The organism is Lentzea sp. NPDC006480 (genome assembly GCF_040611995.1).
GTDB lineage: Bacteria > Actinomycetota > Actinomycetes > Mycobacteriales > Pseudonocardiaceae > Lentzea.
In genome coordinates, this window is sequence record NZ_JBEXPJ010000130.1 from 1 (window position 1) to 25406 (window position 25406).

22 protein-coding genes are annotated in these 25406 nt (G+C 69.2%); 13 read left to right on the plus strand and 9 right to left on the minus strand.

Annotation, left to right across the window (positions count from 1 at the left end; genetic code table 11):
* The 4 genes from ABZX92_RS34590 to ABZX92_RS34605 all read right to left on the minus strand — a co-directional run.
* Window positions 1-390, minus strand: a 390-nt coding sequence (locus ABZX92_RS34590) for a cupin domain-containing protein (protein WP_355568909.1), incomplete at its 3' end; no start/stop codon positions are given.
* 59 nt (window positions 391-449) lie between these two features.
* Window positions 450-2066: an ABC-F family ATP-binding cassette domain-containing protein gene (locus ABZX92_RS34595; RefSeq protein WP_355568912.1), complete on the minus strand. Its 1617-nt coding sequence runs from the start codon at window positions 2064-2066 to the stop codon at window positions 450-452.
* Window positions 2067-2094: 28 nt separating this feature from the next.
* Window positions 2095-3684: an ABC-F family ATP-binding cassette domain-containing protein gene (locus tag ABZX92_RS34600; RefSeq protein ID WP_355568915.1), complete on the minus strand. Its 1590-nt coding sequence runs from the start codon at window positions 3682-3684 to the stop codon at window positions 2095-2097.
* A 228-nt stretch (window positions 3685-3912) separates the two neighbouring features.
* The gene (locus ABZX92_RS34605; RefSeq protein WP_355568917.1) at window positions 3913-4836 is read right to left on the minus strand and encodes a hypothetical protein; all 924 of its coding nucleotides are present in this window, start codon (window positions 4834-4836) and stop codon (window positions 3913-3915) included.
* A 595-nt stretch (window positions 4837-5431) separates the two neighbouring features.
* Between ABZX92_RS34605 and ABZX92_RS34610 the strand changes: the two genes are divergently transcribed.
* Both ABZX92_RS34610 and ABZX92_RS34615 read left to right on the plus strand, forming a co-directional pair.
* On the plus strand, window positions 5432-6436 hold the full coding sequence (locus tag ABZX92_RS34610) for a tryptophan dimethylallyltransferase family protein (protein WP_355568920.1): 1005 nt from the start codon (window positions 5432-5434) through the stop codon (window positions 6434-6436).
* Window positions 6437-6449: 13 nt separating this feature from the next.
* On the plus strand, window positions 6450-7808 hold the full coding sequence (locus ABZX92_RS34615) for a tryptophanase (protein ID WP_355568923.1): 1359 nt from the start codon (window positions 6450-6452) through the stop codon (window positions 7806-7808).
* Window position 7809: 1 nt separating this feature from the next.
* On the opposite strand, the gene ABZX92_RS34620 is transcribed toward ABZX92_RS34615, so the two are convergent.
* The 5 genes from ABZX92_RS34620 to ABZX92_RS34640 form a co-directional block, all read right to left on the minus strand.
* Window positions 7810-8394, minus strand: coding sequence for an ATP/GTP-binding protein (locus ABZX92_RS34620; protein ID WP_355568926.1), 585 nt, complete (start codon window positions 8392-8394; stop codon window positions 7810-7812).
* Window positions 8375-8749, minus strand: coding sequence for a DUF742 domain-containing protein (locus ABZX92_RS34625; RefSeq protein WP_355568929.1), 375 nt, complete (start codon window positions 8747-8749; stop codon window positions 8375-8377). The genes ABZX92_RS34620 and ABZX92_RS34625 overlap by 20 nt, the downstream gene beginning before the upstream one ends.
* Complete coding sequence (locus tag ABZX92_RS34630) at window positions 8746-9177, minus strand: roadblock/LC7 domain-containing protein (RefSeq protein ID WP_231114693.1); 432 nt, start codon at window positions 9175-9177, stop codon at window positions 8746-8748. Before ABZX92_RS34630 ends, ABZX92_RS34625 begins: the two co-directional genes overlap by 4 nt.
* Before the next feature lie 29 nt (window positions 9178-9206).
* A complete protein-coding gene (locus ABZX92_RS34635; RefSeq protein WP_355568931.1) occupies window positions 9207-11576 on the minus strand; it encodes a nitrate- and nitrite sensing domain-containing protein in 2370 nt (789 codons plus the stop codon).
* Window positions 11577-11977: 401 nt separating this feature from the next.
* On the minus strand, window positions 11978-12859 hold the full coding sequence (locus ABZX92_RS34640; RefSeq protein ID WP_355568934.1) for a helix-turn-helix domain-containing protein: 882 nt from the start codon (window positions 12857-12859) through the stop codon (window positions 11978-11980).
* Window positions 12860-12951: 92 nt separating this feature from the next.
* Between ABZX92_RS34640 and ABZX92_RS34645 the strand changes: the two genes are divergently transcribed.
* The 11 genes from ABZX92_RS34645 to ABZX92_RS34695 all read left to right on the plus strand — a co-directional run.
* Complete coding sequence (locus ABZX92_RS34645; protein ID WP_355568937.1) at window positions 12952-13368, plus strand: Rid family hydrolase; 417 nt, start codon at window positions 12952-12954, stop codon at window positions 13366-13368.
* 20 nt (window positions 13369-13388) lie between these two features.
* Window positions 13389-14318 (plus strand): AraC family transcriptional regulator, encoded by a 930-nt coding sequence (locus ABZX92_RS34650; RefSeq protein ID WP_355568939.1) that lies wholly within the window; start codon window positions 13389-13391, stop codon window positions 14316-14318.
* A 37-nt stretch (window positions 14319-14355) separates the two neighbouring features.
* Window positions 14356-16158 (plus strand): FAD-dependent monooxygenase, encoded by a 1803-nt coding sequence (locus ABZX92_RS34655; protein WP_355568941.1) that lies wholly within the window; start codon window positions 14356-14358, stop codon window positions 16156-16158.
* Window positions 16155-17165: a maleylacetate reductase gene (locus tag ABZX92_RS34660; RefSeq protein WP_355568944.1), complete on the plus strand. Its 1011-nt coding sequence runs from the start codon at window positions 16155-16157 to the stop codon at window positions 17163-17165. The genes ABZX92_RS34655 and ABZX92_RS34660 overlap by 4 nt, the downstream gene beginning before the upstream one ends.
* Complete coding sequence (locus ABZX92_RS34665) at window positions 17162-18004, plus strand: dioxygenase (protein WP_355568947.1); 843 nt, start codon at window positions 17162-17164, stop codon at window positions 18002-18004. Before ABZX92_RS34660 ends, ABZX92_RS34665 begins: the two co-directional genes overlap by 4 nt.
* A gap of 33 nt (window positions 18005-18037) precedes the next feature.
* Window positions 18038-18937, plus strand: coding sequence for a DUF6461 domain-containing protein (locus ABZX92_RS34670; protein WP_355568950.1), 900 nt, complete (start codon window positions 18038-18040; stop codon window positions 18935-18937).
* Window positions 18938-19289: 352 nt separating this feature from the next.
* Window positions 19290-20585, plus strand: a complete 1296-nt coding sequence (locus ABZX92_RS34675) for a helix-turn-helix transcriptional regulator (RefSeq protein WP_355568952.1) — start codon at window positions 19290-19292, stop codon at window positions 20583-20585.
* A 28-nt stretch (window positions 20586-20613) separates the two neighbouring features.
* Complete coding sequence (locus ABZX92_RS34680) at window positions 20614-21570, plus strand: MoxR family ATPase (RefSeq protein ID WP_355568955.1); 957 nt, start codon at window positions 20614-20616, stop codon at window positions 21568-21570.
* A gap of 29 nt (window positions 21571-21599) precedes the next feature.
* Window positions 21600-22718, plus strand: coding sequence for a DUF58 domain-containing protein (locus tag ABZX92_RS34685; RefSeq protein WP_355568958.1), 1119 nt, complete (start codon window positions 21600-21602; stop codon window positions 22716-22718).
* Window positions 22715-24946 (plus strand): DUF3488 and transglutaminase-like domain-containing protein, encoded by a 2232-nt coding sequence (locus ABZX92_RS34690; protein ID WP_355568961.1) that lies wholly within the window; start codon window positions 22715-22717, stop codon window positions 24944-24946. The genes ABZX92_RS34685 and ABZX92_RS34690 overlap by 4 nt, the downstream gene beginning before the upstream one ends.
* A partial coding sequence (locus tag ABZX92_RS34695; protein WP_355568964.1) for a hypothetical protein occupies window positions 24943-25406 on the plus strand: 464 nt, incomplete at its 3' end. The genes ABZX92_RS34690 and ABZX92_RS34695, both read left to right, overlap by 4 nt.

Consider the following 25406-nt stretch of genomic DNA (forward strand, 5'->3'; position numbering starts at 1 on the left):
GCACCCATCGCCGCCATCACGGTGTTCGTCAGCCCAGGGCAGGCTCTGCCGGGCGTCGCTGCCGGGAGCACCGGCCTGGCCGCTCGCCGGCATCGCCACGAGCGCCTGCGCCGGACCACCGACAGCGCGGAACCGCCTGGGCTCGTTCGCTTCCAGGACAACGGTTTGGCCCGTCGTGGCCCGCACGGTCTCGTCGCCGACGGTGAACTCCCAGGTGCCCGAGATCGGCATCCAGATCTGGTCGGCGTCGATCAGGTGCAGCGGAGAGTCGACGTCCTCGGCCATCTCGACGCGCCACGTGCTGATCTGCGCGCTGCCCTGGCTGGGCGCGGCGAGACCGGCCATCAGACCGGCGGGCGTCCGGGTCGTGCGTTCTTCGGTCTCAGTCACCAGTTGCATTTCATCCCCCAAATGTTCAGCGGTGATCACCGCGAGTCGGAACGATATCTTCAGGCCGGCACGAGCACCCGGCCCTGAGCCAGCTCCAGCTCGCCGCCCTGCCACCGCTCCCGCAGCAACCGGTCGTGCGACACCACGACCACGGCACCGCGGTAGCCGGCGAGCGCGGCCTCCAGTTCCTCCACCAGAGCGGGCGACAGGTGGTTCGCGGGCTCGTCGAGCAGCAGCACGTCCCACTCCTGCCGCAGCAGCCGGGCGAGTGCGAGCCTGCGCCGTTGCCCGATCGACAACGCCCCGACCGGGGTGGCGAAGTCGTTCTCCCGCAACAGTCCCAACGACGCCAGCCGCGATGCGTGGTCCTCCGGAGCTCCCGGTAGACCGCGGGCGAACTCGGCCAGCACCGTGCGGCGAGGGTGCCGCACCGCGGTCTCCTGCGGCAGGTACCCGACCGCGCCGTGCTGGGCGAGGGTGCCGCGATCCGGCACGAGCACGCCCGCCAGCACGTCGAGCAACGTCGACTTGCCCGCGCCGTTCGGACCGGTCACGAGCAACCGTTGCCCCACTTCGACAACGAGCGAGTCCACCCGCAGTCGTTGACCAACGCAGGCCTCCCTGAGTTCGAGGACCGCTCCCTCACGCACACCGGCACCGAGTGGAGCGTTCAGATGCAGCGGATCCGGCGGCCGGGGCACGGGATCGGCCCGCAACCGCTCCAGCCTCTCGGAAGCACTGCGCACCCGAGTGGAGATCGACGCCTGCACGCGCCGCCCGTCCCCGTTGTACTTGCACTTGTTGTGGTCCTTGATCGCCCGCCCCGGCGCCACGTTGTAGGCAGTCGTCCCGCGCCACTCCGTCCAGTGCGCGATGTCGGCAACCCACTCCGCGTACGCCTGTTCCCAGCGCTGCCGAGCCGCCCGCTTCTCCGCGAGGTAACCCGCATAACCGTTGCCGTAGCGGGAAAGAGACTGCCGGTCACCATCGACCTCGACGATCGCGGTGGCCACGGACTCCAGCAGCAGCCGGTCGTGCGTCACCACCACGAGCGTGCCCCGATGGGCCCGCAACCGGTCCTCCAGCCAAGACAGTGCCTGCTGGTCGAGGTGGTTGGTGGGCTCGTCGAGCAGCAGCAGCTCCGGCTCGGCGGACAGCACCCCGGCCAGCGCCAGCCTGGCCCGCTGCCCACCGGACAACGTGCCGAGCTCGCGATCCAGACCGAGGTCGCCGATGCCCAGCGCGGACATGGCGGCCCGCACCCGAGCGTCGGCGGAGTAGCCGTCCCGCAGCTCGAACGCGGTGAGCAACTCCCCGTACCCAGCCAACTCAGCCGAAGTGGCGTTACCGAGCCGCACCGCCGTGTCCGCGATCTGCTGTTCCAGCAACCGAATCTCGACCAGGGCGGCATCGATCGCGGCACCGACCGAAGCGGAGTCCGGCAGCCCGAGCACCTGCCCGAGATGCCCGACCCCACCATCGGCGATGACGGTGACCGAGCCGTCGTCCGGCGTCTCCTGCCCGGCGATCAGCCGCAGCAGAGTCGACTTGCCGGACCCGTTTTCTCCTACTACGCCGAGTTTTTCGCCCGGCCTGACCGTCAGCGAGACGGCATCGAGCACGCGGTGGTGAGCAAAGGACTTGCTGACCGACCGAAGAATGAGCTGACCTGACAAGGAAGCCCCCTTTCAGATGTCAGAGGTTTCAGGCGACGCGACCGGCGGACAGAGCCAGCGACGGGCCCTCCCAGTTGCGCCGCAGCCAGCGGTCGTGCGACGCGATGACCACGGCGCCAGGTGCCGCCTTCAGTGCGTCCTCCAGCTCCGCGGCGAGGCTCAGCGACAGGTGGTTCGTCGGCTCGTCGAGCAGCAGCACGTCCGGCGGCCGCGCGATCAGCAACGCCAGCGCCACCCGGCGCCGCTGCCCGACCGACAGCTCCCCCACCGGCCGGTCGAGGTCCCGGGAGGCCAGCAACCCCAGCTGTGCCAAGGAAACCGAGGAGGCCACCTGCGCGTACAGCTGCCGTGCCGATCGGGACAGGTCCGGGAAGACCACGTCCTGCTCCAGCAACCCGACCCGCACGCCCTGCACCCGGTGCACGTCACCGGCGTCCGGTGTGAGCGCGCCGGCCAGGATCCGCAGCAGAGTCGACTTGCCGGCCCCGTTCGGACCGGTGATCATCAGCCGCGACGACGTCGAGACGTCGAGCCGGCCGATGTCGAGCCGGCCGCCCAACCGCACGTCCCGCAACGACAACGCGAGCTTTGCCGCGCTCACACCGGTCATCGCACCGGTGAACCGCAGTGGCGCCGGAGGACGGCGGACCTGGTCGCGGGTCAGCTCGTCCAGCCGCTGCTGCGCGTTGCGCACCCGCCGCGAGATCTGCTTCTGCACCCGGCCGCCGTGCCGGTCGTAGCCGACCTTGTTGTTGTCCTTGATCGCGCGCTGGTGGTTGACCTGGTGCGCCGTCACCTCGACGGAGACGCGCAGCAACTGGAGCTCGTCCTGTTCCTGCGCGTACCGCTGCTCCCACCGGACGAGCTCAAGTCGTTTCGCCTCAAGGTAATCCGTGTAGGTGCCGCCGTACCGCGTCACGCCACCACGCGCCGGATCGAGGTCCACGATGTCCGTGCACACCTCGTCCAGGAACACGCGGTCGTGCGACGCCACGACCACAGTTCCTGGCAACCCGCTCAGCTGCCCCTCCAGGAACGACACCGCCTCGTCGTCGAGGTGGTTCGTCGGCTCGTCGAGGAGCATCGCCCGCGGCTGCCGGATCAGCAGCGCCGCCAATCCGATCCGCGACCGCTGCCCGCCGGACAACGTGTCCAGCCGGCGCGAGGTGTCCACATCGGATAGACCGAGTCCGGCCAGCACCAGCTCCGCCCGGCGGTCCGCGTCCCACAGGTCGTGGTCCTGCGCCCACTCCAGCAGGTCGCCGTACTCGGCCAGCGCGGCCGGATCCTCCAAAGAGGACGCCAGCGAGTCGAGCCGCGCGGAGACCGCGCGGATCTCGGCCAGCGCGTCGTCCAGCACGTCCTGAACCGACGCGTCAGCCGAGAAAGGTAGTTCCTGCCAAAGGAAACCGCAGTCCGCGGGCCGTGCCACGACACCGTCGTCCGGTTCCTCGACGCCCGCGAGCATCCGCAGCAACGCCGACTTGCCGGCACCGTTCTCACCCACCAGCCCGATGCGCTGACCAGGCGATCCCGTCAGGGAAACCCCGTCCAGCACACGGATCGAGCCGTAGGACTTCACCAGATTTTGGGCATGCAAAAAGGGAATGTTCGACAAGAGGCACCCATCCGCCGAAGGAAGATCGGAAACGGAGAGACACGCCGGGCACTCAGCGCTCAGCACAAGCGCGGGCCGCAGTCGCGTGCCGGTGTGGGTGTCAGTAGATCACGAGAAGGATGGTGCCACGGGTGACGACGAACCGTCAACAGACCGGAGCGCGCCGTACACCACCGGGAACTGCCCGGCCTGGGCGAAACCTCAGGCCGGGCAGCACTTTCCGCAGAATCAGACGCAGCGGAAGGTCGCCCCGCCCGAGCCGTTCTCCCCGTACGCGACGCCGGAGTCGGTGATGCCCGCGATGTAGGCGCCGCGGAGGTCCTGCGGCCCGTTCTCGTCCCAGATCGCCCAGTTCGGGTGACCGTCGCCGATCTCGTGCGACGCGACGATCAGACCGGTCGCGTTCACGGCCTCGATCGACCCCGCGCCACCGTCGATGACGCGGGTGACCTTGCCCTGGAGGTTCCATTCGATGAGGTCGCCGCCGACGGAGCCGACCACGTGATCGCCCGCGAAGGCCCAGGGGCGCGCACCCCTGGTGTCCTTGATCCGCACGGATTTGCCGTCCGGGGACCAGATCTGGCCCTTGGTCGTGACGACGCGCCCGGCTTCGTCGAGCCCGACGGGCGTCCCCGGCCCGATCACCACCGGCTGCGTCGAGCCGGCCGGCCAGACCACGGTCACACCGTCATTGCCCTCGTGGAGCCAGCCGGCGACATCGCCGCGCTCGTTGATGTAGCTCGCCGCGCCGTTGTGGTGGGGCGCCTGCAACCACTCGTAGGTGCCGTCCTGGACGTGGTAGCGATACGCCGCTGACGTGTCGGTGTTGTTGTCGTAGGCGTAGCCGGCGACGACACCGGAGTCGGTCACGTCGAACGGCACGTTGTCGACACCTGGACCGGAGAGCACCTCCGCCATCGCGGACGGCGTGGTGCCGAACCAGAGGATGCCGTTCAGCACGTTGAAGTCGACGTTGATGGCGTGACCGACGGAGATCGAGCCGTCCGGGGAGATCCCCGTGACGCGCTCGTTGCGGACGTGCGGGTGAGTGGGCATTCCGGACGCGGTCCAGACGCACCCGGCGGCCTGGGCCGCCGGTAAGGGCAGTGCGGCCAGCACGAGGGCAGCCGCCACCGCAGCAGGGAAACGCATTGGTGCTCCTAGTGAGTGGATCATGTACACCCACTGGTCGCCCGTCGCGACCGAACGTTAGCGAGTTTTTCTCATATATTTGCGATGCATCCCGGACCGGTCTGGTTCGACCCCAAATGATAGGACGGAGCGCCGGGACCGCGACCGGGAAACATGTAGCGCGACTGATCGAATTTCGAGTGCGTTAGCGCGAAACGATTAGCGACACAGACGCCATTCATTCGAATCCAAGCGACCCTGCATAGCACATGTACAGCGGTCAAAGCAATTCACCACTGCATGTCACCATTCACACTCCCGGAATGCCGGGGTCATCAGGGAATACGCACTTCGTCAATAGGCCGTGCAGTGCAATCCTCATCACAGCGCAGAGTGCCGCACGCAACCCCTCTGGCTCTTGACCAGGGCATGTAGGCGGTTGAGAGAATTCACCTCGCGATTCCACCCCGATCGGATTGCACCCCGCCCTGATTCCCCGGCCGATCAGGAGAGCCCCGTCTTGAGCGTGCCCGCCGTCTCAATACGCGATTTCGCAGTTGCACAACTGCAGATACTGCTGCGTGCCGTCGGATTAGCGGATTCGGCGGAAAGAGCGATGAAACTGCTGGCTGAGGCGCTGGGACCTGGCAGTGAGCGACCGCTCTCGGCAGTTCCGCATTGGCCCTCCCACGTCGCCGACGACCACACCCCGGTCGAATTCTCGGTGGCCCTGGCCCAGCACGAACCGCCCTCGGTCCGCATGATCGTCGAGTCGCTCGCCGAGCAGGAGGAGCCCGACCTGCGGGCCAACGTCGGCGCGGCGCTCGGCGTGCTCGAACAGCTGGCCGTCCGGCACCAGCTCGACGTCCGTCGGCTCGACGAGGTGCGCGACCTGTTCCTCCCCGAGAACCCGCAGGGGGCGTTCGCGTTCTGGTACTCGCTGATCGTCCAGCCGGACGTGGCACCCACGATCAAGGTCTACCTCAACCCGGAGGTGCGCGGTCGTGAGAGCGCGACCTCCGTGGTGCGCGAGGCACTCACGAGGCTCGGTCTCGGCGCGGCTTACGACACGGTGACCGGTCACGCTCTGCGACGCCCCGGCCGGGACCGGTTCTCGTTCTTCGCGCTCGACCTGACCGACGAGGAACAGGCGCGGGTGAAGACCTACGTGGCGCACGAGGCCGCCGAGATTCCGGACGTGGTCGTCGCGGCCGCGGCCACCCCGGACATCGACCAGAAGCTCCTCTCCGACGTCGTCGCACTGGCCTGCGGCGGCACCGGGCCGTTCACCGGCCGCCCGCTGATGTCCAGCTACACCTTCATGTCCGGCGACACGGACCGGCCGAGCGGCTACTCGCTCTACATCCCGGTCCGCGACTACGTGCGGGACGACCTGGAGGCGTGTGAGCGCGTTCTCGCGATCATGGCGAGATGCGGGCTCGACACCGCCCCGTTCGTCATGGCGCTCGCGAGCATGGTCCGCAGACCGCTCGCGGACGGCGTCGGCCTGATCGCCCACGTCTCGCTGCGACTGGGCCGCCCGCGTCCCGGAGTCACGGTCTACCTGTCCTCCGAGGCCTATGACGTAACACCCGCACGAACAACAGCAATGTCGCTTTGAGAAAGGCAAGTCCGTGGAGCCGTACCGCATCAAGGTCGTCGAGCCGATCCCCATCACCACCCGCGAGTACCGGGAGCGCCGCTACGCCGAGGGCGGCTACAACCAGTTCAACCTCACCGCGGACGACATCACGATCGACCTGCTGAGCGACTCCGGCACCGGCGCGCTGTCCGCCGAACAACAAGCCGCGGGCATGCGCGGCGACGAAACCTATGCGGGCTCCCGGTCCTGGGCGCGGTTCCGCGACGTGGCCGAGGACCTCACCGGCTACGAGCACATCCTCCCTGTGCACCAAGGCCGTGCCGCGGAACGGATCCTGTTCGGCGCGTTGCTGAAGCCCGGCCAGCTCTCCATCAGCAACACGCACTTCGACACCACCCGCGCGAACGTGGAGATCGCGGGCGGCGTCGTGCGCGACCTCCCCTGCCCCGAGGCGAAGGATCTCGACAGCGACGCGCCGTTCAAGGGCAACATCGATCTCGTCGCCCTCGAAAAAGCCCTGAGCGGCCCGGAGGACGTCGGCCTGGTGCTCATGACGATCACCAACAACGGCGGCGGCGGGCAGCCGGTGTCGATGTCGAACATCAAGAAGGCGAGCAAGCTGTGCCGCAAGCACGGCGTGCCGTTCATCCTGGACGCGGCGCGGTGGGCCGAGAACGCCTGGCTCGTCACGCAACGGGAGGAGAAGTACCGCGAACACACTCCGCGCGAGGTGGCGAAGAAGGCGTTCCGGCTCGCCGACGGATGCGTTGCGAGCCTGAAGAAGGACGGCATCGCCCACATCGGCGGGATGCTCGCGGTCAACGACCCCGCACTCGCCAAGCAGTGCGAGCTGATGCTGATGGCCACCGAGGGGTTCCGCACCTACGGCGGGCTGAGCGGCCGCGACCTCGACATGTGCGCCCAGGGCATGATCGAGGTGACCGAACCCCTCTACCTCCGCGAAAGGGCTGCGGCGACTGAATATCTGGCCGACTGCGCGCGAGAGGCCGGAGTGGACAGTGTGCGGCCGACCGGCGTGCACGCGGTGTACCTCAACGCGGGCAGGCTGTTCCCGCACATCCCGGCGCACCACTTCCCCGGCCACTCGCTCGCGTCGGAGCTGTACCTCGCGGGCGGAATCCGTTGTGCCGAACTGGGTTCGCTCTACCTCGGCGAGATCACCGAGGAGGGTGAGCTGCTCTCGCCCGCCCCGTTCGAGCTGGTGCGCCTGGCGATCCCGCGCCGCGTCTACACCCGCAGCCACCTGGAGTACGTGGCCGAGACGCTCGCGGGAATCGCCAAGAACCCCGAACGGGTGCCCGGTTATCGACTCACCGAGGCACCCGTCATGCTGCGGCCGTTCCGTTGCAAACTCGAAAAAGTGAAGTAGTTCAGGCCATCGCGGGATCGAGCTTGCTCATCGCATGCTCGATCACGCGGGCCAGCACCACCTTGCACGACTCGCGGTCACGGGCGTCGCACAACACCATCGGCACGGTGCCGGCGACGTCCAGCGCGGCCCGCAGCTCGTCCTCGGTGTAGGAGTGGCTGCCCTCGAAGCAGTTCACCGCGATCACGAACGGGATCCCGCGCCGCTCGAAGAAGTCGATCGCCCCGAACCCGCCGTCGAGCCGGCGCGTGTCGACCAGCACGACGGCGCCGATCGCCCCGTACGACAGCTCGTCCCACATGAACCAGAACCGGTCCTGGCCCGGCGTGCCGAACAGGTACAGCACGACCTCGGGGTTGATCGTGATGCGGCCGAAGTCGAGCGCCACCGTCGTCGTGGTCTTGCCCTCGACGCCGGCCAGGTCGTCGATCTGCGTGCCCGCCTCGGTGAGCAGCTCCTCGGTCCGCAACGGCGTGATCTCGCTGACCGCGCCGACCAGCGTCGTCTTGCCGACGCCGAACCCACCCGCCACCACGATCTTGACCGACGAGGGAACGGTCAGTTCCTCAGATTGCACGGACGCCATCAAGCACCTTCTGGAGTAGGTTCCGGTCCGGCGCGACCGCCATCCGTGAGGCGTCGCTGGTGATCACGTCACCACGTTGGATCAGGTCGCTCAGCAACACCTTCGCCACCACGAGCGGCGCGTGCAGGTAGGCGGCGACTTCCGCCACGGACAGCGGTTTGCGGCACATCTTCAGGATTTCCAGGTGCTCGACGGAGAGCGCGCTGGTGTCGGAGGAGCTGCGGATCGCCCGCACCTGGGTCGCGAGGTTCAGCCGGCCCCACGTCGGCCGGGTGCGACCGCTCACCAACGCGTAGGGACGGACGAGCGGACCGGCGGCCTCGTCGTACCACCAGTCCGACGACCGGGGACTCACGAGAGCCCCGGCACGCGAGGCGACGCGAGTGTGCGCGGTGCCGACGAGAGGTAGGCGCCGACGCGCTTCACGAGCATGTTCATCTCGTAGGCGATCATGCCCATGTCCGCTTCCTCGTCACCGACGACGGCGAGGCAGGCGCCCTGCCCCGCGGCGGTCACGAAGAGGTGCGCGCGCTCCATCTCCACGATGGTCTGCCGGACCTGGCCGCCGCCGAAGTGCCGCCCCGTGCCGCGGGCCAGGGACTGGAACGCCGACGCCATCGCGGAGAGGTGGTCGGAGTCGTCCTTGGACAGCTCGGGAGAGCGAGCGAGCAGCAGACCGTCCGCGGAGAGCACCACCGCGTGCCTGGCACCGACCACTCTGGCGACGAGGTCGTCGAGCAGCCAGTTGAGCTCGGGATGCCCGCCGGTCAGGTCGTCGTCCACGGAAAGAGCCCTTTCAGTCGTTGGAGTCATCACGGTTCGACGGCGTCGTCGGCCTGGCGGGCGTCTCGGGTGCCCTGCTGGAAGGCCGACATGCCGTCGCGGGTGCGTTCGGCCCGTTCCTCGGTGTGCGCCTCGGCGAAGTCGAGGTCGGGCCGGTGGTCGTCGTTGGCCAGCTGCGGCACGAGGTGCTGCTGCTTGCGGCGCCGGGGCAGCTCCGGCCGGTTGTCCTGGCGCGAGTCGTCACCGTCCCTGGCGTTTTCGGGGGCGTCGTCGGCCGGCCACAGGCCCGCCTGGTGGTCCTGCGGCGGCAGCACGCCGACGATGCTCCCGCTGTCGAGGTCCTTGTCCTCTGCGAAGACTTTTGGGCGGGAGCCCTGGTCCACTCCCCCTGCCCAGAACTCGTTGAGCTCGTTGGTGGGCCGCGCGTCGAGCACGACGTCCTCGGCCACCGGAAGCGCGGCCTGCGCGAGCGACTGCTGCCGGAACGTCGGCTTCGGCACCATCTGCGGGGAGTCCGCGGGATCGGCCACCCCCGCCTCGCCGACGATCAGGTCGGCCGGGACGAGCACCAGCGCGATCGTGCCGCCGGACGGGCAGTCGCGCAGCTCGACGTGGATGCCGCGCCGGGCCGCCAGCCGGGCGACGACGAACAGGCCGAGCCGGGACTCGCCGCGCAGGCGCATGGCCTCGAAGTCCGGCGGCGCGGTCAGCATCTTGTTGTGCTGCTCGCGGTCCTCGGGCTTGATGCCGAGACCGTGGTCCTCGATCTCGATCACGAGACCCTGCGGCACCTCGCTGCTGTGCACCTCGACCTGCGAGCGCGGCGACGAGAACGACGTCGCGTTGTCGACCAGCTCGGCGATCAGGTGGATCACGTCGGCGACGGCGGCACCGGCGAGTGCCACCTCCGGCACCGGGTTCACCTTGACCCGCGCGTACTGCTCGGTCTCCGCGACGGCCGCGCGCACGACGTCCAGCATCCGCACGGGTTTGCGCCACTGCCGGCCCGGCTGCTCACCGGTCAGGATGATCAGGTTCTCGGCGTTGCGGCGGGCGCGCGTCGCCAGGTGGTCGAGCTGGAAGAACGCGTCGAGGTGGTCGGGGTTCTCCTCCTCGCGCTCCAGCTTGTCCAGGATCTTCAGCTGGCGGTGCACCAGACCCTGGTTGCGGCGCGCGATGTCGAGGAAGACCCGGTTCACGCCTTCGCGGGTCTGCGACTCCTTCACCGCCGCGGCGACGGCGGTGTACTGGGCGGCGTTGAACGCGTCGGCCACCTGGCCGATCTCGTCGTTGCCGTAGTCCAGCGGCGGCACCTCGGCGTCGATGTCGATGTGCTTGCCCTCGCGCAACCGCTCGACGATGTCCGGCAGCTTCTCGTGCGCGAGCTTGAGCGAGTCGCTCTTCAGCGAGGTCAGCCGGACGATCAACGCCTTGTTGACCAGGCGGCTGGAGATGCGGACCGCGAGGAAGATCCCGACGATCACCGCGACGAGCGCGATCAGGCTGCCGATCAGCACGGTGGTGAACTTGCTCTCACCGTTGGCCATCGCGACGTTGACCGCGCCGATCGACTGCTGCTCCACCATCGAGGTCAGCTCGGTCGACACGGCACGGCTGGCGGTCTCGTAGTCGGCGAGGGTGACCTGGTTGCCGATCGGGCGTTCCGCGGTCTGGAGCAGCTTGTTCTCCAAGCCGGCCAGCTGCTGCCACTGCGCGCTCGCGGTGATCTGCTTGTAGTGGTCGCGCACGTTCGGCAGGACGTAGGGCTCCATCGCGGCCAGCTGCGACCGGTACGCGCCGACGAGCTGGACGAACTCCCGGTGCTCCTCCGGCGTGAACTTGCCGACCGACAACGCGGCGGCGGCGAGCGAACCGGACCGCGACATCGCGTCGACCGCTTGGAACGACTGGGGAGCGAGCAGCGCGGCACCGACGGTCTCGGCGTCGGGCACGATCCGGGCCTGCGTCGTGAACAGCGCGGCGCCGGAGTCGAGCAGGCTGTTGTAGTAGCGGTAGACCTCGTCCTTGGAGGCGGCGCCCGACTCGAGCCGCTCCCGCACGTCCGGCAGCTGGTCCAGCAGTCCGTTGAGCTTGCCGATCCCGTCGACGATCTCCTGCGGCGCCTTGGAGGCGAGCTCGGCGAACGCGGTCTTCATCTTGCCGACGTCCGCGTCGGTCGACTGCTGCTGCTTGAGCAACGCCGACGTGCTCGAGCCGGGCCGGCTCAGGCTCGTCATGCTCAGCTCGCGTTCCTTCTGCAGCGACGCGAACGTCTGCACCGCCGGAATCGACGCGTCCTTCACGCCCGACGCGACGAGCTGGAGATACAGCCCCTCGAACACCGTGTAGGAGGAGAACAGCGCCCACATGGCGAGCAGGACGACGCTGGGAACCACCACGACACCAGTGAGCCGGGAACGAATTGTCTTGTAATTCGTCTCAGGCACGTTCTTCAGCTTCACAACGCTCCACGAGCACCCGAATTGGCGACGGAAAGATAGCATCGCGTGATCAACACGATCAACCGGCGATGATCTTGGGGGCGCGTAGAGACTACTCAGTCACCCACCCGTCGCAACACCCCCTCTCGCCGGATTCGGCTCCTTGAGATGAACCCGTGTTGTGGTGCGTGAACACGCTCTCGCAGGTAGAACGGTCACCGATACGTCTTGCGGGCAGAGCAAGCCCGGCTGGGCTTTCTGCGGCAACACACCACAAACGCAGTGGTTATTGCAGCGGCTTGACATTCCAGGTGAAGTATTCTAAGAGGAAACGGAGTGCAACCGACGGTTGCTTTCCGTTACCAATCGCTATTCGCCGAATTCACCTTGCGGTACGCCGTCGGGGTGGTGCCGACCTCGCGCCGGAACACCGAGCGGAAGTTCGATCCGGTGCCGAAGCCGGTGGCGGCGGCGATTCGGTCCACTGACCAGTCCGAAGTCTCCAGCAGCCGGCGTGCGCTCAGGATCCGTTGCAGCATCACCCAGCGCATCGGCGACAGGCCGGTCTCGCGTTCGAAGTGGCGGATGAACGTGCGGCGGCCGAGGTGGCTGCGTTCGGCCATGGCGTCCACGGTGATCGCGTCGCCGAGGTGCGCCATGACCCACTCGCGGATCGGCGAGAGATCCGCGCGGACCGGGCTCAGCACGTCGACGTACTGCGGTTGCGCGCCGTCCCTCGCTGGTGAGGCGACGACGTCCTTGCCCGCCTCATGTGCCGCCACCACGCCGAAGTCGGTGCGGATCAGGTGCAGGCACGCGTCGATGCCGGCCCCCGCGCCCGCGGACGTGAGGAGGTTTCCGTCCTCGACGAACAGCCTGTTCTCGTGCACCTTCACCAACGGGTGCAGCGCGCGCAGGCTGTCGAGGTACCTCCAGTGCGTCGTGGCGTCGCGGCCGTCGAGCAGACCTGTGGCCGCGAGGGCAAAGGTGCCGGTACAAATGGCCACCATTCGCGCGCCGCGATCGGCTGCCTCGCGCAGGGCGTCGAGGTACTCGTCTCCTGGTGGCTGTTCCGGGTCCTCGTAGCCGGGCACGACGACGATGTCCGCTCGCTTCAGCCCCGTGAGGTCCTCGGTGCAGACGCTGACGTCGTAGCCGTCCTGCGTGCCGAGCACGTGCGCCGGGATGCTGAGGTCGAGCGGGATCACGTTCGGCAGCGCCAGGATCGCGACGGACAGCATCTTTCGGACAGTACGCCCGTTGTCACGATCCTTGCGGTTTCCGGCACCGTCGCTGGTGTCGTGCAGTGGGCGGTTTCGCGACGCTTGATCTCATGGAAACTCAGAACTTCGGTGTGCCTTGGGAAGAGACGTACGGCTACATGCAGGCCGTCAAGCACGGCGACACCATCTACCTCTCCGGGCAGCTGTCGCACTCCGGTGCCGACTTCGTGGCGCCGGCTCCGGTCGTGGACGGCCGTGTCACGGACTTCTCCGCGATGGAGGCGCAAATGCGGCAGACGTACGTGAACGCCGCGGAGCTGCTGTCGCGGTTCGGTGCTTCTTTGGACGACGTCGTGGAGGAGGTCCTGTACGTGCTCGACATCCCGGCGGCGTTCGCCGCGGCCGGGCCGGTGCGCAAGGAGGCGTACGGAAGGCCGGATCCGCAGGTGGCCAGCACTCTGGTGGGCACGCCTGGGCTCGCGCTGGCCGAGCAGCTCATCGAGATCAAGTTCATCGCCCGCGTTTGAGCTGGGGTTATCTTGGTGGGATGGCAGCTGTGCACGGCCTGACCAGGTTCCGCACGCTTGACCTCCCGAGCTCGCGCAGGCTGACCGGGTGGGAGGAGCACAACGCCCGCGCTCTGGTGGGCCTGCGCGCCGAGCCGTTCGGTTCGTTCGACGGCACCGAGGTCAACCTGACGCTGCCGCGCCTGCAGGTGGCGCGGGTGGCCGGCACCCCGCACGCCGTCGACCGGGACGTCCGGCAGATCGCCCTGCACCCGGCCGACGGGGTGGTCGTCTACTTCTCGCTGTCCGGTGAGAACCAGTTCTCGCATCGCGGCGGGACCTCGCTGATCGTTCCCGGCCAGGCGCTCGTGGTGGACGGGGACCAGCCGTTCCGGCGGACCTTCGCACACGGCCTCACCGAGTTGGTGTTGAAGGCGCCGCGGTCGTTGCTGCGCGAGATCAGGCCGGGAACCGTGAAGCCGCAGGTGTTCAGCTTCCAGCACGACGCGCACGCGCGGGCGCTGGTGACGGCGCTGTCCGGGGCGTTGCGCGGCGGGCCGGCCGACTGGGACGGGCTGGAGAGCGTTGCCACGGACCTGCTCGGCACGTTGCTCGGCGGCGGGTGCTCGGCCGCCGCGGATCTGGCCGCCGCGCACGCGTTCATCGCCGCTCATCTGGCCGACCAGGACCTGTCCGCGGGCCGGATCGCCGCCGCCATCGGGTATTCCGAGCGGCACCTCTCACGACTGTTCTCGAACTCCGGGCAGAGCGTGCCGCAGGCTGTGCTGAACGCCAGGCTCGATGCCGCGCGGGCCGTGCTCGGCGAGCCCATCTCGTTGGCCGAGGTCGCGGCACGCAACGGGTTCGTCTCGCAGGCGCACTTCTCGCGCACGTACAAGGCGCGGTTCGGAGTGACCCCTCGCCAGGACCGTCGAGAGTTTTTGCCTGTTTCCGCCACGTCTGAAAGTTGAGCGTTCACCGACCTCGGGACGCGGCACCGTTTCCGGCATGGTGACCTTCCACGACGGCCTCGCCGAGACCGCCCCACCGACGCACACCGCGGTCGAGACCGACGTGCTGATCGTGGGATCGGGTCCGGCCGGCGCCTCCGCCGCGCTCTTCCTGTCCACTCTGGGCGTCCCGAACATCATGATCACCAAGTACCGGTGGACGGCCAACACGCCCCGTGCGCACATCACCAACCAGCGCACGATGGAGATCTTCCGCGACGTCGGCATCGAGGACCAGGTGCTGGCCGACGCGACGCCGCACCACCTGATCGGCGACACGGTGTTCTGCACCGCGATCGCCGGTGAGGAGATCGGCCGGATCCTCACCTGGGGCACCCATCCCGCCCGGCACGCCGACCACGAGCTGGCGTCGCCGTCGCACAACTGCGACATCCCGCAGACGTACCTGGAGCCGATCCTGGTCCGCAACGCCACCGCGCGCGGCACGCAGACCCAGTTCAGCACCGAGTACCTGGGGCACACGCAGGACGCGGACGGGGTGACCGTGCGGGTGCTGAACCGGCTCACGGGCTCCGAGTACACGATCCGGGCGAAGTACCTCATCGGCGCGGACGGGGCGCGGTCCGCGGTGGCGGCCGACCTCGATCTGCCGTACGAAGGGCAGATGGACGTCGCCGGGTCCATGAACATCACGTTCAAGGCCGACCTCGCGGAGCTGTGCCGGCACCGGCCTTCGGTGCTGTACTGGGTGATCCAGCCCGGCGCGAACGTCGGTGGCATCGGCGCCGGGCTCGTGCGGATGGTGCGGCCGTGGAACGAGTGGCTGATCGTGTGGGGCTTCGACCTCGCGCAGGGTGTGCCCGAGGTGACCTCCGAGGACGCCCTGCAGATCGTCCGCAACCTGGTCGGTGAGCCAGCGCTGGACGCGGAGATCACCGGGATCTCCTTGTGGGGCAACAACGAGCAGTACGCGACGTCGTTGCAGCGCGGCCGGGTGTTCTGCGCAGGGGACGCGGTGCACAAGCACCCGCCGTCGAACGGGCTCGGGTCCAACACGTCGATCCAGGACTCCTACAACCTGGCCTGGAAGCTCGCGTTGGTGCTGAACGGGCAGGCAGGCTCCGAACTGCTGGAGAGCTACACCGCGGAGCGGGCACCCGTGGCGCGGCAAATCGTGTTGCGGGCCAACAAGTCCGCGCGTGAGTTCGGGGCGTTGTTCGAGGCTTTGGGTCTCGACGCGGCCGAGTCCGCCGAGCAGATGCACGCGCGGATCGAGGAGCGCAAGGACACCGGTCTCGCCGGTGCCGCGAAACGCGCTGCCGTCCGGGAAGCCATGGAGCTGAAGAACTACGAGTTCAACGCGCACGGCGTGGAGATGGGTCAGTCGTACTCGTCGAGCGCGGTTGTCCCGGACGGCTCGGTCGCGCCTGAGCCCTCCCGCGATCCTGAGCTGTACTACGAGCCGTCGACGTTCCCCGGAGTCCGGTTGCCCCACGCGTGGGTCGGGGACAGCAGGCGCAAGCTCTCCACGCACGATCTGGTGCCGTACGGGCAGTTCACGCTGCTGACGGGCGTCAACGGCGAGGCGTGGACCGATGCGGCGCAGAAGGCGGCCGACCGGCTCGGCGTGCCGGTGCGGACGGTCGTCATCGGGCCTGGGCGCGAGGTCACGGACCTCTACTTCGACTGGTCGCGACTGTCCGGTGTGGACGAAGATGGTGCCGTGCTCGTTCGTCCGGACAAGCACATTGCCTGGCGGGTGGGGTCTTTGCCTGCTGATCCGGAGGCTTCGTTGATGTCCGTGCTGACCGCGGTTCTCAGCCGGGAGGAGAGCGCATGAGCTGGGAACACGTCACTTTGGGCCAGCGGGTGCGGTTCGGCACCGGGCTCGCGGCGTCGAACCTCGCGGACGAGGTCGAACGCCTTGGCGCGCAACGGGTCATGCTGATCGCCGAGGAGACCGCGCCGGACGTCGCGTCGAAGATCCAGGTAGCGATCCGGTGCACGGACGTGGCTCCGCACGTGCCGGTGGAGAACGCTGAGCGCGCTCGTGAGCAGGCCGCGGACGCCGATCTGCTGGTGAGTGTCGGCGGAGGGTCCACGACCGGGCTGGCCAAGGCTGTCGCGTTGACCAGCGGGTTGCCGATCATCGCCGTGCCCACGACCTATGCGGGTTCGGAGGCGACCAACGTGTGGGGTCTGACCGAGGCCTCGCGCAAGACCACCGGCAGTGACGACCGCGTCCTGCCGGTCACCGTCATCTACGACGCGGCCCTCACCGCGTCACTGCCTGATGAGCTCGCGATCGCCTCCGGGTGCAACGCGCTGGCCCACTGCGTCGACTCGATGTGGGCTCCGCGCGCAGACCCGATCAACCAAGCGCTTGCGGTGGAAGGCATCCGCGCGTTGGGCAGCGGCTTGCGCAAGATCGGCAGTCCGGAGGGCCGGGAGCAGACGCTTTACGGCGCTTACCTGTCCGCCGTGGCGTTCGCGTCCGCGGGATCCGGGCTGCACCACAAGATCTGCCACGTCCTGGGCGGCGCGTACAACCTCCCGCACGCCCAGACGCACACGGCGATCCTGCCGTACGTGCTGGCGTTCAACGCTCCTGCCGCACCACAGGCCGGCCGGATCACGGAGGCGTTGGGAACCTCGCTGATCTCCCTCTACGGGGAGATCGGCGCCTCGCACGTGCTGCACGGCGTGCCGGACGTCCGCGAGGCCGCCCGGTTGATCCTGCCGTCCGTCCCCCCGTCCAACCCGCGGCCGGTCACCGAGGACGACCTGACCGCACTGCTCGCCGCTGCCTCGGCGGGCCGCAACCCGAGTGAGTGGAGCCGAGCGTGACCACCCAGCAGGACATCGAGCAGAAGCTGACCGACGAGGTCGTCGCCTCGTTCGCCCGCACCCCGGACCCGCGGACCAGGGAACTGCTGCAGGCGTTGACGAAGCATCTGCACGCGTTCATCCGCGAGGTCCGGCTGACCGAGCAGGAGTGGGCGAAGGCCATCGAGTTCCTGACCGCCACCGGGCACATCACCGACGACAAGCGGCAGGAGTTCATTCTGCTGTCGGACGTGCTCGGCGCCTCGATGCAGACCATCGCGGTGAACAACGAGGCGTACGGGAACGCCACCGAAGCCACGGTGTTCGGCCCCTTCTTCGTGGAGGAGTCCCCGCTGATCGGCAACGGCGGTGACATCGCGGCGGGCGCGTCCGGAACCCGTTGTCTCGTCGAGGGATCCGTGCGCGACACCGACGGGAACCCGGTGCCGGGCGCCAGGATCGAGGTGTGGGAAGCCGACGAGGACGGCTTCTACGACGTGCAGTACGACGACGACCGGATCGCGGGCCGCGGGCACCTGTTCTCCGAGCCCGACGGCAGCTTCTCGTTCTGGGGCGTGACGCCGACCGCGTACCCGATCCCGCACGACGGCCCGGTGGGCGCGCTGCTCAGGGCTGCCGACCGCTCCCCCATGCGTGCCGCACACCTGCACTTCATGGTGTCCGCGGCCGGTTTCCGCACGCTCGTCACGCACATCTTCGTCGAGGGTGATCCGCAGCTGGAGATCGGCGACGCGGTGTTCGGCGTCAAGGAGTCGCTCGTCAAGAAGTTCGCCGAGCAGCCCGGCGACAAGCCCTGGACGCGCACCGAGTTCGAGATCGTCCTCGCGCCGCAGCAGTAAGGTTTTCCCCCGGACTGCATCTGGGGGAAACACATGCGGATTGACCTGTCCTGGGCGGACTCGTACCACCACCAGCCGTTCCTGAGCGAGATCTTCGCGATCGCGTTCGTGCGTGGCGTCGAGCCGATCGACGCCATGCACCGCATCGGCGGGCACTCGGACACGCTGGCGGAGCGCACGCCGGAGGACATCAGGGACCTGCACGAGTTCGAGCACAGCTACCCGACGGTCGTGTCCGCGCTGTCACTGGGCGAGTGGACGGTGCTGCTGCAGCCCAACAGCTTCGAGCTCGTGCACCTCGTCGACGCGCTGTCGCGGGGCACGGAGGCGTTCGCGCTGCTGCGGCACGACTACGCGTCGCCGAGCTTCGACCACGCCGTCGACGGCAAGATCACCACGCACTTCAACCTGAACTACCCGGACATGCGCGGCGGCGCGGACCGCGACCGGCTCCTGCCGCTGATGCGCGCTGCCGGCTTCGACCCCGACCACGACGAGGGCGACTACGAGCAGGTGGTCGCCAAGGCGTTGCGGCTGGCCTTTCGGATCACGGGTGTCCTGCCGACGTTCGAGCAGCTCACGGAGCCGTTGCCGAGCATGCACTTCGACAGCTGGTTCGCCCGCACCCGGCCGTCCGGCAGCGAGGCGGACCCGCTCGGGCAGGCCGAGTCGATCGTCGCGGAGCTGGGTCTGGGCGCCACGCCCGGCCTGGCCGGGGCACTGACCGCTGCCCGCCGCGGTGAACGCGTCGTGGTCGCCCCGGACAGCGAGCTGGGGCGGCACGTGCGCGAGTGGCTGGCCCTGCAGCGCCGGGCGAGCTGGTCGCTCAACAGCGCGAGATCCGCGATGACCGACGCGGAACGTCAGCACGGCTACCGCTTCGGCTGGCTGACCACGGCGTTGCAGGGAGCGTTCCGGCCCGATCTGGCCTGATCCTTCAGGAGGGCGCGCCCGTCCAGTCCCTGTCCATGTTCCCTCCCCCTGCACGTTTTGCTGTGGCGGCAGGACCTGGCCCCCAGCCCAGTCCTGCCGCCACCCCCCCAGGCCCGGTGGCGTGTCACCATCGCCGCCGGCTGACACCAGCATCACGCCACGCGAGGCGGAAAGGCAGGGGTCTCCCGTCTCCTGGCGCAGGAGGCGACGGGAGACGCCTGGGAATCGGCAGGACGGCCGATCAGACTCGTGTTCGTGCAGCCAGAGGTCAGCCTTGCGGACGCGCCAGGCCTGTGCCTTCGACGTGGGGGTTCGTTAGTCTGCGACGGTCGATTCGCGGTCTGGGGGCCACATGGCTGAGCAGTCGGATGTCTTTGGTGTGGAGCTGCGGCGCTTGAGGACCGCGGCGGGCTTGTCGCTGGCGTCGCTGGCGGAGCAGGTCCACTACAGCAAGGGCTATCTGGGCAAGATCGAAACTGGCGTGAAACAACCAGGTGTTGATCTGGCCCGGCGCTGTGACGCGGTTCTCGGAGCCGGTGGACGTCTGGCCTCGCTTGTGGACCAGCCCGCTTCCGCGAGCCCGCCGGCAGCTGTCGAGGCCGACGGCGAAGTGTGGGTGATGAGCATGGCTCCGGACGGATCGAGCTGGATGGTCCCGATGCCTCGGCGTGAGGCGATGGCGGCGGGCGCGGCCTCGTTGCTGGGACTGACCTTGGGGACTCCCCGCAGCGCTTCGGCGGCGGCGGCGCACGACGGCACGCTGACGGCGTTCCGGTCACTGTTCGCGCAGGTCAGGCAGCTGGGCCAGACGACGAGCCCGTCCGTGGTGCTGCCGATGGTGACCGTGCACACGCACACGTTGCGCGGCATGGCCAACGGCGCGCCGACGCCTGTGCGCGAGGAGCTGCTGGGCCTGGCCGCCCGCTACAGCGAGTACGCCGGCTGGATGGCCCAGGAGGCGGGCGACGACCGGGCCGCGATGTGGTGGACCCGCAACGCCGTCGAGATGGGCGCCGCGGCCGGCGACACCGAACTGGCCACGTACTCGCTCATCAGGCAGGCGCTGATCACCCTCTACCGCGACGACGCGGTGGGCACGATCGACCTGGCCCAGCAGGCGCAGGCCGCACCGGGCACGTCCGCGCGCGTGCAGGGCCTGGCCGCGTTGCGCGAGGCCCAAGGACACGCCCTGGCCTGCGACTACGACAACTGCCAGCGGGCTCTGGACCGTGCCGCGGCGTTGCTCGACAAGCACGACACCGCGAGCGGCATGACGATCGGCTCGGCCTCGGTCAGCGGCGCGGACCTGAACAGCCTGGTCGCGGCGTGGTGCATGCACGACCTCGGCCGGTCCCGCGAGGCGGCCGACGTGTTCGACCGGCAGTTGTCTTTGGTACCGGACAACGCGCACCGCACGCACGCCCGGTTCGGTGCCCGCCGCGCCCTCGCCTACGCCGCCGCCGGAGACATCGACCACGCGTCGGTGCTGGCGGCGAAGGTCCTCGATGCCGCGGAGCTGGTCGACTCGGCTACCGTCCGGCAGGACCTGAAGCGCCTCGCCCGTCTGCTCGGCCGGGAGCGCGAGCATTCGGCGGTGCGCGACGTGTACCCGCGGCTCAACGCGGCGTTGCGCAGCCCGATCCACTAGTTGTTCACGAGTTTCTGGGGGAACTGAAGTGTCCGATGCCGCGATCTTCCAGCGCAGGTTCGAGGCGCTGGCCGCGAACGTCGAGGACTTCATCCGGGGCAAGCCCGAGGTGGTCAGGCTCGCGCTGGTGTGCCTGCTCGCCGAGGGCCACCTGCTGATCGAGGACGTGCCGGGCGTCGCGAAGACGTCGCTCGCCAAGGCCATCGCCCGCTCCGTCGCGGGCGCCGAGGTGAAGCGCATCCAGTTCACCCCCGACCTGCTGCCGTCCGACGTGACCGGCGTGCAGGTGTACGACCAGGGCCGCTCGCGCTTCGAGTTCCGCCAGGGCCCGGTCTTCACGAACATCCTGCTGGGCGACGAGATCAACCGTGCCTCGCCCAAAACCCAGTCGGCGCTGCTGGAGGTCATGGCCGAGGGCCAGGTGACCGTGGACGGCCGCCCGATCGCGGTGCCGTACCCGTTCCTGTGCATCGCGACCCAGAACCCCGTCGAGCACCAGGGCACCTACGCGTTGCCCGAAGCGCAGCTCGACCGCTTCATGATGCGCATCAGCATCGGCTACCCGGCGGACCTGGCCGACGAGGTCAGCATCCTGTCCTACGGTGTGACCCGGCGCCGCCCGGACGAGCTGAAGTCCGTGATGGAACTCGACGACCTGCGGCTGATGATCCGCGCGGTCCGCGAACAGCGCGTGGCCGACAACCTGCGCGAGTACGTGGCCCGTCTGGTCCGCGCCACGCGTGTCCACCCGGACGTCGAGCTGGGCGTGTCGCCTCGAGGCGGCATCGCTCTGGTGACGGCTGCTCAGGCCTATGCTCTCGCCGCCGGACGCCCGTACGTCACCGCGGACGACGTGAAAGCCGTGGCGATCCCCGTCCTCAACCACCGCCTGCTGCTCACCCCGGAAGCCCGGATCCAGCAGCGCACCCCGGAGTCGGTCCTCAAGGACGTCCTCGACGCCGCCCCGGTCCCGGCAGACCGGTGACCGCCGTGCTGACCAGATCCGGTGCCTGCATGACGGCTGCGGCCGTGGTCCTGGCCGCCCTCGGCGCCTGGACGGACTACCCGGAACTGGTGACGCTCGGCCTCGCCGCGGCGGCCACCCTCCTGCTGGCCGCCGCCTGGCTCGTCGCCTCGCCCAAGCTGACGGTGGTGCGCGAGGTCCGGCCGAGACGCGTGTTCGAGGGCGGCTCCGCCCAGGGCACGCTCACCGTGACGAACGTGGGCAAGCGCGACAGCCCTCCGTTGCTGGTCACCGAGACGGTGGGCGGGCACCGCACCACCGTCACCGTGCCCGCGCTGACCGCGGGTCACAGCTGCACGGTCAGCTACCCGCTCCCGGTGGCGCGGCGCGGGCGCTACGTGATTCCGCCGGTGGAGCTCGGCCACTCGGACCCGCTGCGGCTGCTGCACCGCGACCGCGCGGCCGGGGGCGAACTGGTCGTGCACGTCTACCCGCGCGTGCACATCCTGGCCTCGATCACGTCCGGCGGCCCGCAGGACGCGGAAGGCCAGACGACGAGCAGCGCTCCGCTGGGCGGTGTGGCATTCCACAGCCTGCGGGAGTACGAGCCCGGCGACGACTGGCGACACATTCACTGGGGCGCGACGGCTCGCACCGGCACGGTGATGACCCGCCACGTGGTGGTGCCAGACGAACCGCGCCAGCTGGTCGTCCTGGACACCGGTTCCGCGCCCTACCCCAGCCCGCAGTTCTTCGAGGAGGCGGTCCGCGTCGCCGCGTCGTTCTGCGTCGCGGCCGAACGGTCCGGGCTGCCGCTGCAGCTGCGCACCACCGGTGGGGCGCAACGGGAATCGAGCGGCGCCGCGCTGGAGTTCCTTTGCACAGCGGAAAGTTCTGGTGCCGATCGCGGCCTCGCCGCGCTCGCGGACCTCCTGCGGGACGTCGTCTCCGGCACCCAGGGCGTGGCGCTGACCGTCGTCACCGGCCGCGTGGACACCGAGGCGGCGCAGTTGCTGATGTCGTTGCGCCCCAGGTTGCTCTCGGTCAGCCTCGCCCAGCTGGTCTCGCCGGACAACACCCTGCCGGCCCGCCCGCGCGGTGTGCTCACCGTCGCCGCGCGGGGCAGCGAGCAGTTCGCCTCGAACTGGAACCGGCTGGTGCTGCGATGAACTGGCGAAGGTTCACACCGGGCGTCCCCCTGGCCGAGGTGGCACTGGCGGTGGTGGCATCCGCCGCCGGACCCCTGGTGTACCAACGGTTCTTCGCCACCCACGACTACCTGGTCGTACTCCTGCTCGCGTGCCTGACCGGCGGAGTCACGGCCGCCCTGGGACACCGGCGGAGGTGGGCCACGCTCGCGCTGGGGGCGTCGGGGCTGGCTCTGCTCGTGGTTTGCGGAGTGTTCCGCGGCGCGGCTTCCGACGTCCTCGGCGGAGTGCGCGGCAGCTGGAACCGCCTGCTGACGGTGAACACTCCGGCCGAGACGTGGGGCGAACTGCTGGCGGCGCCGACGCTCGTGGCGTGGGCGGCGGCGTTCTCGTCCGTCCTGCTGGTCCTGCGGACGCGGAACGCACTGGCGCCACTCCTGCCGTCGTTGGCGGGATTCCTGTTCGCCCTCTTCGTCGTCGGCAATCAGGCAGGAGGGCATCTCGCCGCCACCGTCGAGTTCCTGATCGCGGCACTGGTTCTGCTCGCGATCCGGACCCACCGGTCCCACGGCAACGGCACGGTTCACGTCGAACGCCAGACGTCCAAGCCGGCCGTCGCTCTCGTCGTCGCGGCGTTGATGGTCGCTGCCAGCGCGTTGCTCGGTGTGGTGGGCGGACAGGTGTTGCCGCTGGCGTCCGGTGAGCACCGGCTCGATCCGCGTGACCTGCTGGCGCCGCCGGTCCTGCACACCGACACGCTCACCCCACTGGCACAGCTGAAGAAGCAGCTCACCGAGACCCCGCCCCGCGCGTTGTTCACCGTCCGGACGGCCCCCGAATCGGCCTCGCAGATCGACAGGGTGCGCACTGCCGCGCTGGACACGTTCGACGGCACCACGTGGACCGCGAACGACACCTATCGCGTCGCGGGGAGCCACCTCACCGTCGACCCCGAACTGGTCCGCCGCAAGCAGGTCACCGCGCGCATCGAACTGCAGGAGCTCTCCGGTCCCTACCTGCCGGTCATCGGCTGGCCGTCCCGGTTGGACGTTCCAGGCGAGACCAGGGGCCGCTTGGGATTCGACGCGGACTCCGGCGTGGTGGTGAGCACCGGGCCAACCGCGCCGGGATTCAGCTACGACGTCACCGGCGAGATCTATCTGCAGGACAAGGAACTGCCGCGGGCCGCCCCGACGGCGGCCCAGTCGCCACCGCTTCCCGAGGGTGTTCCGGACGCCCTGCGTGAGATGGCCGACGCGGCCGTGCGCTTCCGCGGCGACGTGCCTCCTCGTGATCGGCTCAGCTACGTCGAATACGAATTGCGAAGCAAGTCCTACCAGATGAACAAGCCGCCGGGGCATTCCTACGCCGCCATCGCCCGTGCGCTGGCGACGGAGGGCGAGGGCGGCGGGTATGCCGAGCAGTACGCCGCGGCGTTCACGGTGATCGCCAGGATGTGGGGCTTCCCGGCCAGGGTCGCGGTCGGCTATCGCCTGCGCAACTACAGCGACGGCGCCTATCGGGTCACCACCGCCGACGCCCACGCGTGGTCCGAGGTGCATTTCGCGGGGTACGGGTGGGTCGGGTACGACCCCAGCGCGCCCAGCGAGACGGACACGCCGAACCCGCCGGCGGAAGTACCGCGCGTGGTCCCGCCGCACCCCACCCCGTCGACCACCGCGCCGACGCTCGCACCACAGGCGGAGTCGCAGTCCGTCGACGCGCCGGCCGAGCGGGGATTCCGCTGGAACAACGTTCTGAACGGCACCTTCGTGCTGCTGCCGTCGGTGGTTCTGCTCGTGCTGCTCGCCGGGGGACTCGTGGTGCTCGGCAAGGCCCGTCGCCGGGGACGGCGGCGCCGCGATCCCGACCACGCGGCACGGGTGCTCGGCGCGTGGCACGAGCAACTCGACCGGTTGACCGAACGCGGCATCTCACCACCGGTCTCGCTCACGTTCCACGAGGTGGCGCAGCACGTGCGCGGCAGCCTCGGCGACACGGCTGACCCGGTCGCCGCGACCGCCGACCTGGCGACCACGGCGATCTACGCGCCGGAGCACCTCGACCGGGCAGACGCCGACCACGCCTGGGAGCTGCTGGCCAGGCTGAACACCGAGCTCTACCCGGGGCGCGTGTCAGCCGCACGCCTTCTGGCGGCCGTGAATCCACGTCCACTGTGGATCCGTTGGACAGTCGCGCGGCGCAGGCGACAGGCCGGGGAAGACCTGGAAGTTGGGCGGTATCGATGAAATCGAGACGCGTCCTGGTGGCGCTCGCCGCCGTCGCCGCACTTGCCGCCCCGGTTCTGGTGGGGCCGGGTTATGAACCCTCACAGCTGCGGATGCACTCCGGCGCCGTCTGGTTGACGTCCGGCCGAGCCGGCGAGGCAACGCTGGTGGACGGCACCTCCGCCGAGGTGAAGACCCACGTACCGGTCAACGGCGCGAGCGTGGCGCTGACCGTGGTCCAGCAGGGTGGTGACGCCTTCGTCCTCGACAAGAGGACCGGCGTCCTGAACCGCGTCGACGGTGCCACCGAACACGTTTCCCCACCGGTGTCCGTTCTCCCCGCTGGTGATGGCCTGGTCGTACTGTCCTCCTCGAACGTGGTGCGAGTGGTCGACGTCCGCAGTGGCACGGTCGCCTCGGTCGACCCCGCGACGCTGGCTGCGAAAGGCGAACCCGAGCACCTCGCCGAGGCGATCAAGCC

Excerpts from the sequence above, each read along its gene's own strand:
- ABZX92_RS34605 (WP_355568917.1), bottom strand. The coding sequence starts at position 4,836 with ATGCGTTTCCCTGCTGCGGTGGCGGCTGCCCTCGTGCTGGCCGCACTG.
- ABZX92_RS34610 (WP_355568920.1), top strand. The coding sequence starts at position 5,432 with ATGAAACTGCTGGCTGAGGCGCTGGGACCTGGCAGTGAGCGACCGCTC.
- ABZX92_RS34620 (WP_355568926.1), bottom strand. The coding sequence starts at position 8,394 with ATGGCGTCCGTGCAATCTGAGGAACTGACCGTTCCCTCGTCGGTCAAG.
- ABZX92_RS34640 (WP_355568934.1), bottom strand. The coding sequence starts at position 12,859 with ATGCTGTCCGTCGCGATCCTGGCGCTGCCGAACGTGATCCCGCTCGAC.
- ABZX92_RS34645 (WP_355568937.1), top strand. The coding sequence starts at position 12,952 with ATGGAAACTCAGAACTTCGGTGTGCCTTGGGAAGAGACGTACGGCTAC.
- ABZX92_RS34650 (WP_355568939.1), top strand. The coding sequence starts at position 13,389 with ATGGCAGCTGTGCACGGCCTGACCAGGTTCCGCACGCTTGACCTCCCG.
- ABZX92_RS34655 (WP_355568941.1), top strand. The coding sequence starts at position 14,356 with ATGGTGACCTTCCACGACGGCCTCGCCGAGACCGCCCCACCGACGCAC.
- ABZX92_RS34660 (WP_355568944.1), top strand. The coding sequence starts at position 16,155 with ATGAGCTGGGAACACGTCACTTTGGGCCAGCGGGTGCGGTTCGGCACC.
- ABZX92_RS34670 (WP_355568950.1), top strand. The coding sequence starts at position 18,038 with ATGCGGATTGACCTGTCCTGGGCGGACTCGTACCACCACCAGCCGTTC.
- ABZX92_RS34675 (WP_355568952.1), top strand. The coding sequence starts at position 19,290 with ATGGCTGAGCAGTCGGATGTCTTTGGTGTGGAGCTGCGGCGCTTGAGG.
- ABZX92_RS34685 (WP_355568958.1), top strand. The coding sequence starts at position 21,600 with ATGACGGCTGCGGCCGTGGTCCTGGCCGCCCTCGGCGCCTGGACGGAC.
- ABZX92_RS34690 (WP_355568961.1), top strand. The coding sequence starts at position 22,715 with ATGAACTGGCGAAGGTTCACACCGGGCGTCCCCCTGGCCGAGGTGGCA.